Origin of the sequence: Cupriavidus lacunae (assembly GCF_003353055.1) — a bacterium.
GTDB classification, from domain to species: Bacteria; Pseudomonadota; Gammaproteobacteria; order Burkholderiales; family Burkholderiaceae; genus Cupriavidus; species Cupriavidus lacunae.
In genome coordinates this window covers 38,029-50,001 of record NZ_QKWJ01000054.1, presented here as the reverse complement: position 1 = coordinate 50,001, position 11,973 = coordinate 38,029, and the positions used below count along the sequence as shown (strand labels likewise).

Genomic DNA, 11,973 nt, shown 5'->3' with positions numbered 1-11,973 from the left:
GATCCTCTACGAGGATCGCTTCACACAACCCCATCACTGAGATAGGATCAAAGGCCTGCCTGCCGGGCAGCCTGCCCGGCAGGCAGGCCTTTAGCCTTGCACACAAAAATCCTGACACCCCCCGCAGCATGGCATCCACGAATCCCTTCCCACGGCAGCTATTCTGAGGAAATTACGACAACCTTATTCCGTACTTCCACTTTCAGCGCTTGCCCGATCTTGAAGCCAGCCCGTTCCAACCATACCCCACCTAACCGAATCCATGGAACGCATCGCATCCCACTATAGCGGTTACCTTCAGTTGCCTTGACGCGGAAATGCCTGTAACTGGTCGTGAACGTGCGCACGTGCGCAGTGGAAGTTATCTTCCGCATAGCGAACTCCTGATTCGAAACTTGGATTCGCCCGTGCAAGCTGGGCGGCCGGGCACTTGAACACCGCCCGCAGATCGGCCCGCATGTTTCCCCTTTCGGGTCTTGTATCGATGCGCGCTGCCCGGCCTTAGCAGAAAGCTATGGAAGACGCGCCACGGCTGTCGGACGTGGCAACGCTGCGGGGGGTGTGTTCAGCACCATGGGCAAGCCTACGCGTCACGCGCATGTTGGAGAATGAGACGAGTCTAAGTTCAAGGGCCTTGATGAAGTCATAGCCCCCACTACCCGGCGGATTGACCGGTGGCGCGGCAGTGAATACGCTCTGCATTTCCTCACCGGAGCAAGGACGCATGCGCACAGCCCATTTGCAACGCCCAGCAGTATCCGGCTGGCGCATCGCCCCACTACTGCTCGCATTTGCTTTCTCAATCGCATATCCGCCCGCGATGGCTACCGAAGCCTACGACGCCGCGCTGACTCTCATCACCCAGCGCAACATTGGCAGCAACATGACGACCCTGGCCGAGGCCGTCTCGAGGAAGACAGTCACCTACAGCGCAATCGAAAATTCCCTCGGAACCGACCGCGCCAAAGCAGTAGTCAGCGCGGAGCTAAAACGCCTGCGGCCTAAGTACCAGCCGAAATGGGATCAAAACCTCGCACAGATCTACGCAGAGCGATTTACGGCAGACGAACTGCACTCCCTGTCCACCCTAGGTAAGGCATCTCCATCCGTCCCCAAGCTCGCAAGTATGCAGAATGAGATCGGCCGCGCCATGCAGGCCCGGTCCTCCGATTTGCTGAAACGATATGTATCCGAAGCGCTCAGTGCGGCGCTGGCGCAGATTCCGCCAAAGCCCTGATCGCCTGGGGAGAGGGGACGGATCTATTTCAAAATCTGATCAGAAATAGATCCGTCCCCTTTTGCCCGGCTAGAAGCTGATGATCCCTGCTTGTCATCCCGCGGCGTCCGCAACGCTCGGAGAAAGCTCTTGAACGCTGCCGTTCGCGACGCGATATACGCGATCTGACGCCTGGACCAGCGCATGGCGATGCGTAATCACAATTAGCGTTGATACCCGTTGCCGGACACGTGCGAAGATTCGCGCCTCGCGTTCTGGGTCGAGCGATGACGTGGGCTCATCCAGAATAATGACCGCTGGGCGGCGCGCGAGCGCACGGCCCAGCGCGACACGCTGGCGTTCCCCTCCTGATAGGGCCCTGCCTTGAATGCCCAGCGGGCGATCCAGGATATCGCCGATTCCTTCCGCGGCGATCTCGTGCAGTTCGAGCAAAGCAACGAGTTCGTGCAGTGCGTGGTCTGACGGCGAGTTGTCACAGCCGTAGGTCAGATTCGCCCTGAGTGAGCCGGTGAGGACCATCGGCGTTTGAGGTGCGACAGCGACTTCGCGTGCGATATCGCTGACGGACAGCTTGCTGACGTCCGCACCAAAAAGGCAAACAGTGCCAGCCGCGGGGCGGGCGAGTCCGAGCATCAAGTGGACCAGGCTCGATTTGCCCGCGCCAGATGGTCCGGTGAGCGCGACAAGCTCGCCCTGCCTGATGGTAATGTTCACGCCCTGCAAAAGCTGCTTCTCGCCTTGCGTGACAACTGCATGCTCGATGCGGCAGACCTCGTTCGCAGTTCGGTCGATGTGCACGCTAGATTCGCTGCGCTCGATTGGCAGCTCCAGAAGCTCGAAACTCTCGCGCAGCGCGAGATGATTGCGGCGCAAATCGGACAGCGATCCCGCGAGGATAGTGAAAGGCATCGCCAGTGTCACGATGTAGCTAACGATCATGACGAAATCGCCCGCGCGGAATGCCGAACGGGTGACGCCATAGGCTGTCGTCACCGTGAAGAGCGTGAGCAAAAGGCCGGTGCAGATGGCTTGCGCTGCAAGCAGAAGCGCGAGCCGGGTGTTTCCGCGGGTTACTTTGCCGATATACACATCAAGCGTGCGGTGCAATGCGGCGTCTTCTCTCGAGTACGCGTTGTTGAGTTTGATGTCGAGCATGAATCCGAGTTTTTCAACAAGATGGCTCGACAGCATGTCGGCACCGCTGAAAATCTCTTCGTGAGCGTTCTTGCTTTTGTCCGCGAGGAACCATGTTGCGGCAAAGAGAAGCAACATGGATATGGCAAATCCCAGAGCGAACGCGCCGTCGGTCAGTTGCCACAGAACGATGCTGGACAGTATCAACTGGAGAACAGTCGGGACTATCGCCCAGAACACCGCAAACGTGATTGCACTGAAAGCTGCGCGGCTTCGCGCGATGACTGAGACCAGCTTGCCCGGATCTACTGCAGTCAGGCGGGGGTAGTCAACCCGGATCAGTCTGGCAAAGATGGCGTTATGGAATGCGGCATCACACCTTGCGAGAACGGCTGCGGAAAGCATGGCTTTCAGCCAATCGAATGCACCAGCGGTAGTCCAGGCGAGTCCGTAGGCGGCTGCCAGAAGCACCGGTGAGCCTGTAGCGCTATGCGTGGCGTCTACAGATAGAGCATTGGTTGCCTCACGCAAGAGGTAGGGGACTAGCGTCGACAATGCCGCGGCCAGTGTTACAAATAAAGTTGCTCCGCCGAAGTGGATTGGCAAGGCTGGATATTTTCTGACCGTGATTCGGTAGGCGAAGATCCAATCCTTATACAAATCCATAAGAAACCTCATCGTCATCACCTCCAGGCATCAACGTCATGTGCGGCCTCCGACCTAGCTTTGGCATCGCCATGGTTTTGCCTTGCTGGCATGTCACTCAGCCCAAGCTTGGCCGCCGCCTGCGAATACGGCAACCCGAACTCACCAACTGGAAGAACTGAGTCGAACTTGACGTAGTGCAAAGGTCCGCACAGGTCGCTATGTGAAGAATCTTGCGTCCGATTGAGGCCATTTTCGGCTCCGATGAGCATGGCAAGGCGCCACCGGAGACATGGAACTAGGCCTTGGGTACGGAATCAATCGGGCGATTTCCGAGAGTGATCCGGGAAATTTCCCTATTGATTGACTATGACCTATGAATACGGGTAGCCAGATCGATTCCATCAACGACATAACGCTGCTGCGGCAAGCCATGACAGCCGTCTACGGCTTGAGCGAAATCGATATCCATGAAATCGTACGCGGCGTGAACCGTACCTTCCGCCTGACGGAGTCCGGCAACCGGACATCCTATCTTCGCTTGTACAGAACTCATGGGCGAAGCAAGGAGGACATTGACAACCGAGTTGCGTTTGCTCGAGGAAGTCGAGCAGGATGACGTGCTGGCAGTAGCTGTGGCACGCCCGACGCTGGAGCACACACGCAGCTTTCGCATAGCCTTGTCGGACGGCGTGGTACGTCGGGCAGCTTTGTTTGACGCGGCGTCGGGTCGTCCCCTGGAAATGACCCGTGAAGATGTGGTGCAAGCGGGGCAGGCGCTAAAGCGACTTCACGATCAGCCAGCGTTAAGGGACCTCGCGCCGCGCAGACAGGTCGCTGACCTCGCCGAGACATATCGGACGCTTGATCGCCTCGCGCAAGCGTTCACCTTCGCCGGACAGGCAGTCGCTGCGACGAGGGAACGCTGTCAACAACTCGTGGCCGCAGGCTGGCCGTCTGTTGAGATGCCGGTCGGGTTTTGCCATGGCGACTTTCGCATGGCGAACATGCGAATCGATGGACGCCAAATCACCTTGTTCGATTTCGACGATTGTGGGTCCGAGCCACAATCATGAGAAAGGGGACAGATCTATTTCAAAGGAGAAAGGGGACAGATCTATTTCAAGATCTAGATCAGAAATAGATCTGTCCCCTTTTCGCCGGTCGTCCCCTTTTCTCCGGTCCCCTTTTCGCCGTTCCCTTTCGCCCCTCTAGCCTGCGCAACTACATTGCATTCGCGTCTACCAAGTCCAAGGCTTCACACGTCATTGCCAATTGCTCGGCGAGCGCAGTTGAAGCCGACGTCATCGGCAAACGCAGTTCATCAGACAGCCACCCGTGCCTGGCCAGTAACGTCTTGACCGGACCAGGGTTAGGTTCTGCAAACATAAGCCGGATCATCGGCATCAGGACATGGAAAAGCTGGCGGGCGACGCTCAAGCGCTGTTCAGCCACTGCGCCCCACAACGCCGAGAAGAGATCAGGCCGAATGTGCGCCGACGCAACGATTGCGCCCTGACCGCCCATGCATAACGTGGCAAGCAGCTGGTGGTCCTCTCCCGCGAGGACAGCCAGGCGGCCATCGGCGATTAGCGCCTGTGTGGTTTCAGCATTACCGCCGCAGTCTTTGATACCTCGAATATTTCCGTGACTCGCCAACGAGAGCAGCGTTTCGGCGCTCAGCGTCACACCGGTTCGATAGGGGATGTCATACAGCACCAGTGGTGCCCGAGATCTGTCGGCCAGCTCGCGAAAGTATGCCTTCAATCCTTCCTGCGACGGTCTTATGTAGTACGGCGCAGGCGCCAGGATCCCCGCCAGCGGACGTTCGCCAATCCTGTCCAGACGGCTCAGCACATGCCGGAGATTGTTGCCAGCCAGGCCCATCATGACCGGCAACTCCCCGGCCTCGGCCAGCACGGTATCCAGAACGGCCAACTGTTCCGCCTCATCGAGCGCGGCGGCTTCGCCGGTGCTGCCGCACACCACCAACCCCGCCAAGCCGCTACAGCGGTAATGCGCCACTAGCCGCCGCAGCGCGACGTGATCCACTTCATAGTTGCGGAAAGGGGTGACCAGGGGTAGCCAGATACCACGATAGATATACTTCACTTCTTGCATTGCATGCTCCGGATCGACCGATTCGGAAACCGCACAGGCAAGCGACGGAGCAAGACGCGCTCAAGACGGTAAGGGAGGGATTGGCAGACCGTCTTCTACACTGATGCTGTTCCGTCGCTCAACTGACGGAACAGCACGCTCCGGTCAGATGAGCGACTGTTTTTTGGATTTGGCGCGCGCGCCCCACTGCGGTTGGTTCGCAGTGAGATCAAGAGAGAGGGGGGCAGGGCGGCGGCTCATAGTTTCGTCAATCTATCCGCTTCTGTGCAATCTCGTCAAGCCTGGCTTGGACGGGCTTCCTTCCTTCAGGAGAAAGGGGACAGATCTATTTCAAGATCTAGATCAGAAATAGATCTGTCCCCTTTCGTGCCGGTCCCCTTTGTGCCGATGTGGCCGCAATAGCGCAGATCGCCCCTCGTGGTCACGGACAAAGGTGCCCCCTGCTGCTTGTCAGCAAAGTTCTTGCGCGCGCTTGCTCGATTTCCCTGGCCCCGTCCCGCAGCCTTGACAGCTGCCTTGTCACTAGTGGGAAACGGGCATTCTGCGGAGTCCGAGCACAACCAATCCGGCGGAATATGGGCTCCAACCAGCGTGCATCTGTTTCGCTTCCACCCCCGCGGCCGGCAGGTCATGGGGCCTTGTAAGCCCTGGCGGCGGCAGCGATCTCGGCCTGGTTGAAATTGTTGATGTCTTCGATCAGGTCATTGGTGATGAGTTCGCCTGCCGGGACTTTTCCCTTGGTGATTCCCCATTTCTCCATGAAGCTCGCATAGGCGGCGTAGTGGGTCTCTGAACTCTCGCCCCATCTGGAGACACCGGCTTTCTCGAGTTTCCAGTTCTGGATGCGCGCTTCAAGCGTCTTGGTGCCTTCGCGCATGGCGGTGGCTTCGTCGATGCCGGTCGGCCTGGTTTCAGGAAACACCTCCCAAAGAATGCGAATGGCTGCCACCGGATTGGCAATCGTGAAGACGGTTCCCTTGGCATAGCCCTGCGCTAGCGCAACCGCCTGCTTGCGGTTGTTGCGCAGGGTATCTTCGAGCGCAAGAAAGCCGTTCGACGGAAACTGCTCGATTTCCTTGCCAGGCAACATCCGCAGCTTGATTCCCGCGTTCTCGACCATGGCATACTGCGTGTCGAACTGGCTCAGGGCGTCGACTTGCCCGGTGCGAACCAGGGCCGCCGTCTGCGCGCCTTCGCCGACCACGACGATGCGGATGTCGCTGTCGGGATTGAGTCCTGCATTGGCCGCCAAGGCGCGTGCAATGATGACGCCGCCCGATCCCATGGAGGTGACGCCGATGGTTTTTCCCTTGAGGTCTGAGATTCGGGTGATGGCACTGCCCTGGGGCACGGCGAGCCCGTAGATGTTCCCTTGATATGCCGTATAGAAAATCTTTGCCTTCACGCCTTGCTGCCGGATGATGGCAAGTGGCTCAGACGAGGGCAGGGAGTATGGAACCTCTCTCGTCGCCACAAGCTTTACGCAGTCTGTGGAGCCTGTGATGGGCACAAGCTCCACCTTGATGCCGTCACGGGCATACCAGCCCATCTTCATGGCAACGGCGAAGGGCGCCGCAGCGGTGCTGATCGTGCGTGCACACCAGCCTAGCCGCACGATCGTCTGGGCAGACGTATTGGCAGCGCAAATGCCAAGGGATAGGGCGGCAGTGGCAAGGAAATGGATGCGCTTCATTTGAGTTGTCCCTCCGGTGGTATATCGGCGTTCTTCTGCTGCGAGACTTCCCAGAAAAGCAGTCGCCTGCGGATACCGACGATCAGGGTATGAAGCAGCAATCCCAGCAACGACAGGATGAGGAGCACCGAGAACTGCCCGGCGACATCCATCGTGAACGTCATGCTCATGATCAGCATGCCGAGTCCCTTCTGCGCGCCGACGAACTCCGCAACGATCGCGCCGATCAGCGATAACATCATGGCGATCTCGAAGCCGGCGAAGATAAACGGCAACGCGCTCGGAATGCGCAGCATCCGGAAGATCTGCATTTCCGATGCGTCGATCGAGCGCATGAGCGCAACGCGATCTTCGTCCGCCGCGTTCAGGCCGGCGATCGTGTTGACCATCAGCGGAAAGAAGGCAGTCAGCGCGGCCTGCGCGACTTTCGAACCGATGCCCAGTCCAAACCAGACAATGATGAGCGGGGCCAGTGCCACTTTTGGCATGGCCTGGAACATGACAATGAACGGATAGAGGAAGTATTCCCCGTGGCGGCTCAGCGCGATCAGGGTGCCGAGCGCGAGCGCAAGCACCGAGCCTGTCAGGAAACCGATTAGCGTTTCGGCAAGGGTGATCCACAAGTGCCGGACATAGAGCGTCGATACGATACCCTGATACAGCGCCATGAATACCCTCGACGGCGCCGGGAGGATATAGGCGGGTATTGCCGAAAGACGCACGACGCCTTCCCAGATAGCGAGCACCACGAGAACGAGGAGCAGGCGCAGCACGAAGTCTGGTGGCCGGATCATGGCGCAGATACCCCCGAATTCATGAATCTGGCTCGGATGCGCTTCACATGGCGGCCAAACTCGGATGTGGTCATGACATCCAGGCTGCGCGGCCGTGCAAGATCCACGGCAAGGTCATCCACGATCCTGCCCGGGCGCTGCGTCATCACCAGCACCCGGTCCGCCAGGAAGACGGCCTCTGGGATTGAGTGGGTGATAAACAGCACAGTTTCCTCCCGGTCCAGCCAGATCTCCTGCAGCTGCAGATTCATCTGCTCCCGGGTCATCGCGTCCAGCGCGCCGAACGGCTCATCCATCAGCAGGATCGCGGGGTCATGGATCAGCGCCCTCACCATCGCCACGCGCTGCTGCATGCCGCCGGACAACTCGCGCGGGTAACGCCCTTCGAAACCCTGGAGGCCGACAAGGGATAGCAGGGTCATTGCACGCGACATCAGCCTGTCGCGGCCCAGGCGCTGCACATCCACGGGAAGCATGACGTTGCCGAGCACGGTACGCCAGGGAAACAGGACGGGGGACTGGAAGACAACCCCAACATCGCGCCGCGGCCCGGTTATCGGCGTGCCGCTGAGCCGCGCCTCGCCGTCCGAGGCGGGAATCAGCCCGGTCAGTATCTTGAGGAGTGTTGTTTTCCCACAGCCAGAGGGGCCGACGATGGCGACGAACTGACCCCTTTCGATCGCGAAGTGAATGTCCCGCAGCGCAACCACCGGACCCGTTCGTGTCCAGTAGGTCTTCCCGAGGCCATTCACCGCAATGAGTTCCACGACGACACCAGGCAGCGTGATCAGCCGTGCCGATCGCGGCTGACTGGGGCCCGACTGTCCTCGGGCCAGGGGCGCCCACAGACGGCATCAGGCAACTGGCTGCAAAGCCGGTGCTGGTGTGCCGCTGGAGGGGTTCGGCAGGCACATGAATTCTAGACAATTCATGCAGGTCCGAGACCGGACATTTGGCCGGGGGGAGGGGCGGAATGGTGCGGTGCGGAAAGTAAGAGAAAGGAGGCAGATCTGTTTCAAGATCTGATCAGAAATAGATCCGTCCCCTTTTGCCTTTGCGTTGCAAGACTGAAGCATTCTGAATTCCGTGCAGACCAGACTTCAATCGCAATGACTTGGCATTGCCCAGGCAGCGCCTACGATTTCCTTCAACGACAAGACGGCGGCGTGGACTAGGCTGCGGCTGATGGTAGCTACGTGCCGGGCGGGTCGGGAAGGTTGTCTAGAGTAGAGCGAGGTGTGCGATGCCGGGATCAGCGGAACGCCCCAACCGACTCAAGCCAGTGCAGTCCTTTGACATGATGCGCGAAGGCGCTCCGATCCTCGGCGACTTCGGCCTGCAATGTCTGGCCCAGGGGGACTCCTGGTTCTCCATTAATACGTTGAGGCCGTTTAGCGGCTCAAATTTGCTGATGAACATGTGGCTGTCGCGCAGCGCAATCGCCGTGGATTGCGCGGATCCTGGCGACACCCTGGCGCATATGCTCGACAGCCGCCAGGATCCCCTGTTCTACAGTTTCCTCGTTGGTCCGCACGACCAGGCCTGGAGCGTCATCCTGTTGTCGGGTGGCGGCAACGACCTGATCGACGCCATCCAGACCACGCCCACCGATGCCAACGGCCATCGCAGGCCGCCCAACGACAGGCTGCTGTTGACTGACGATGAATGGGATGGCCCCGACGCGATCAGTACATTCATTTCACGACCGGGCTGGATTGCGTTCACACGGTATATGCTGGACCAGTACCGAGCTCTGGATTTCCTGCGCCGGATCAGTGCGCAGAACCAGAACACGCCGATTGTCACGCACACCTACGACTACGCCACGCCGCGCGACAGTGGCGCAGGGCTGGGCCGGGGGCCATGGTTGTTTCCGGCGATGCAGGTTTATGGCATCCCCGAGGATCGTTGGATTGCTCTGGCCCATGACTTCACCGACCGACTTGCCGATGACGTCATCCTCCAGGCCGGCATCCCGAATTTTCATGTGGCCGATACGCGCCGCATGCTGGACCCGGCGGGGACCGAAGACCATGGTGCCACGGCAGACTGGGAGAACGAAATTCACCCGACTGCGGATGGCTACGGAAAGCTCGGGGTAAAGTTCGTCGACAAAATCGCGGAGGTTCTCAATATTCCCTGAGAGAAAGCTCGCAATTCCACCGTCGACGCGTCGTCTGGTCTGCCAGCCACGCCGGACATTCTCGCGAGGGTTGCGCGGGATATCCCCGCTTGCTGACGCCCCTCGATGAGTTGAGAATGGGATAGCGCGCCGTACTGCATTCCAAGGCGCTCGTAACGGTGTCCTTCTGCTTCAATCGGTAGCTCGCCCCTTGCAACGACGCCCCTTCAAGCGCCGACCATCGTGACGTCCTCACCCCCCTTGCGCGCCACCCGCCTGCACTTCGACCTCACCACCGTCCAGCTTTTCATCGCCGTGGCCGACGCCGGCAGCATTACCCGCGGCGCGGAGCGCCTCCATCTGGCCCCCGCTGCCGCGTCGCGGCGCGTGCTCGAACTGGAAGCCCAGCTTGGCGTCGCCCTGTTCGAACGGCTGCCCCACGGCATGGCCCTCACCGAAGCCGGCCGCGCACTGCTGGCCCACGCCCGCGGCATCACCCACACCGTCCAGCGCATGCAGGACGATGCCGCCTCCTTCGTCGGCGGCGACCTGGGCGTCGTGCGTGTGGCAGCGCCAAAGTCCGCAGTCATCCAGTTCCTCCCCTTCGACATCCAACGCTGCGCCACCGACTGCCCTGGCGTGCGCATCGACCTGCAAGAGATGAACAGCCTGGAAGTCCAACAGTCGCTGCGCCGCGGGACCGCGGACATCGGCATCTACGAAGGCAGCCTGGGTGTGATCGACCTGCCGACCGAGCCATACCGGAATGACCAGTTGGTGCTGGTGGTGGCGCGCGGCCATGCGCTGGCGCGGCGCCGCAAGGTCACGCCGGAAGACGTGCTGGACTGCGACCTGATCGTGCTCAGCGAGAGCTCGGCGATCTCGATCGTGCTTGAGCGGCTGGCGGAGGAGGCCGGCCGGGTGCTGCGCATGCGCATGCGCGTAGGCGGTTTCGACAGCATGGCCGCGCTGGTGGCGCAGAACCTGGGTGGCGGGGTCATGCCGGAGGCGATTGCGCGTGAGGTGGCGGGCGGCAACCGCTTCGTGCGGCTGCCCATTGCCGCGCCCTGGGCGCAGCGGCAGTTTGTGCTGTGCCATCGGCCCCAGGGGGCGCTTTCCTCGGCTGCGGCCAGCGTGCTGGCGGTGCTTGCGCAAAACGCGAAACCAGAATCCCCCAAATAGCGATAGCCCGCGGCGGATGCATTGCGGATGATGGCGCCATAACTACCAGGACGGAGACACGCAATGCAGCGCAGACAATTCATTCTGGCGGCAGCGGCCGGGCTGGCGATACCCAGCCTCGTGCGCGCCGCCGACATCGCCGGTCCGGTACGCATTGTGGTGGGCTTCGCTCCCGGCGGCGGCACGGATGTGCTGGCACGCGTGATCGGGCAGAAGCTGGGGGTCATGTGGAACACCAGCGTGCTGGTGGAAAACAAGCCCGGCGCCACCGGCGCCATTGCCTCCGCCTACGTGGCCAAGCAGCCGCCTGACGGCACTACCTTGCTGATGGCGCACGTCAACAGCCATGCGATTGCCCCGGCGCTGCTGGACGTCAAGTACGACCCCCGCACCGACTTCACGCCGATTTCGATGGTGGGCGTCACGCCCAATATGCTGACCTGCCGTCCGGAACAGAAGGTGCGCACCGTTCCGGACATCGTGGCGCTGTGCCGGCAGAAGCCGGGGAAGATCTCCTTCGGTTCGTCTGGCATCGGTTCGGCGCAGCACTTGGCGCTGGAGATGTTCCGGATGCAGGCCAGGATCGACGTGGTGCACGTACCTTACAAGGGCTCGGGCCCGCTGATCGCTGACCTGCTTGGCGGCCAGATCGACTATGCGTTCGACACCATGACCGCCGCCACGCCGTTTATCCAGCAGGGCAAGGTGATCGCGATCGCGCAGACCCGCCTGAAGCGCGCGGCCAGCCACCCCAATGTGCCGACGCTGGCGGAGTCCGGCTTCCCCGGCCTGGACGCGGCATCGTGGTACGGCCTGGTGGGCCCGAAGAATATGCCGCCGGCGCTGGTGCAGCGCATGAACGCTGACGTCAACCGCGTGCTGGCCATGCCCGACGTGGCAGAGCGGCTCAAGAGCTTCGGCGCCGAGGACTCCGGCGGATCGAACCAGCAGTTCGGCGCGTTCATTGCCTCTGAGTCCGCCAAGTGGGCCAAGGTCGTGAAAGACGCCGGCGTAAAGGCCGAGAGCTGATGGCCGGGAACCGACG

11 protein-coding genes are annotated in these 11,973 nt (G+C 60.7%); 5 read left to right on the top strand and 6 right to left on the bottom strand.

All coding sequences use genetic code 11. The features are described from left to right. Positions 1 to 158 precede the first annotated feature (158 nt). Entirely contained in the window at positions 159 to 374 is a 216-nt protein-coding gene (locus DN412_RS46000) for a SymE family type I addiction module toxin (protein ID WP_208647681.1), read from the bottom strand. 350 nt (positions 375 to 724) lie between these two features. Between DN412_RS46000 and DN412_RS29590 the strand changes: the two genes are divergently transcribed. Continuing rightward, complete coding sequence (locus DN412_RS29590; protein ID WP_133303101.1) at positions 725 to 1,237, top strand: DUF2059 domain-containing protein; 513 nt, start codon at positions 725 to 727, stop codon at positions 1,235 to 1,237. Between the two features lie 93 nt (positions 1,238 to 1,330). Here DN412_RS29590 and DN412_RS29585 read toward each other — a convergent pair whose 3' ends face one another. Further along, positions 1,331 to 3,037, bottom strand: coding sequence for an ATP-binding cassette domain-containing protein (locus DN412_RS29585; RefSeq protein WP_244222820.1), 1,707 nt, complete (start codon positions 3,035 to 3,037; stop codon positions 1,331 to 1,333). A 554-nt stretch (positions 3,038 to 3,591) separates the two neighbouring features. Here DN412_RS29585 and DN412_RS29580 point away from each other — a divergent pair. Next, on the top strand, positions 3,592 to 4,092 hold the full coding sequence (locus DN412_RS29580; protein ID WP_208647680.1) for a phosphotransferase: 501 nt from the start codon (positions 3,592 to 3,594) through the stop codon (positions 4,090 to 4,092). Positions 4,093 to 4,240: 148 nt separating this feature from the next. Here the strand turns inward: DN412_RS29580 and dapA are convergent, their stop codons facing one another. The 4 genes from dapA to DN412_RS29560 all read right to left on the bottom strand — a co-directional run bounded on the left by dapA (position 4,241) and on the right by DN412_RS29560 (position 8,391). Then, the gene (gene dapA / locus DN412_RS29575; protein WP_115214814.1) at positions 4,241 to 5,137 is read right to left on the bottom strand and encodes a 4-hydroxy-tetrahydrodipicolinate synthase; all 897 of its coding nucleotides are present in this window, start codon (positions 5,135 to 5,137) and stop codon (positions 4,241 to 4,243) included. 628 nt (positions 5,138 to 5,765) lie between these two features. Continuing rightward, positions 5,766 to 6,830, bottom strand: coding sequence for an ABC transporter substrate-binding protein (locus tag DN412_RS29570; protein ID WP_115214813.1), 1,065 nt, complete (start codon positions 6,828 to 6,830; stop codon positions 5,766 to 5,768). Continuing rightward, complete coding sequence (locus tag DN412_RS29565; RefSeq protein ID WP_208647679.1) at positions 6,827 to 7,603, bottom strand: ABC transporter permease; 777 nt, start codon at positions 7,601 to 7,603, stop codon at positions 6,827 to 6,829. The genes DN412_RS29570 and DN412_RS29565 overlap by 4 nt, the downstream gene beginning before the upstream one ends. 17 nt (positions 7,604 to 7,620) lie before the next feature. Further along, positions 7,621 to 8,391: an ABC transporter ATP-binding protein gene (locus DN412_RS29560; RefSeq protein ID WP_167471148.1), complete on the bottom strand. Its 771-nt coding sequence runs from the start codon at positions 8,389 to 8,391 to the stop codon at positions 7,621 to 7,623. Between the two features lie 530 nt (positions 8,392 to 8,921). On the opposite strand from DN412_RS29560, the gene DN412_RS29555 reads away from it, so the two are divergent. The 3 genes from DN412_RS29555 (at position 8,922) to DN412_RS29545 (ending at position 11,957) form a co-directional block, all read left to right on the top strand. Beyond that, entirely contained in the window at positions 8,922 to 9,767 is an 846-nt protein-coding gene (locus DN412_RS29555; RefSeq protein WP_244222819.1) for a hypothetical protein, read from the top strand. A gap of 222 nt (positions 9,768 to 9,989) precedes the next feature. After that, entirely contained in the window at positions 9,990 to 10,928 is a 939-nt protein-coding gene (locus DN412_RS29550) for a LysR family transcriptional regulator (RefSeq protein WP_115214810.1), read from the top strand. Positions 10,929 to 10,991: 63 nt separating this feature from the next. Then, positions 10,992 to 11,957, top strand: coding sequence for a tripartite tricarboxylate transporter substrate binding protein (locus tag DN412_RS29545; RefSeq protein ID WP_115214809.1), 966 nt, complete (start codon positions 10,992 to 10,994; stop codon positions 11,955 to 11,957). Positions 11,958 to 11,973 lie beyond the last annotated feature (16 nt).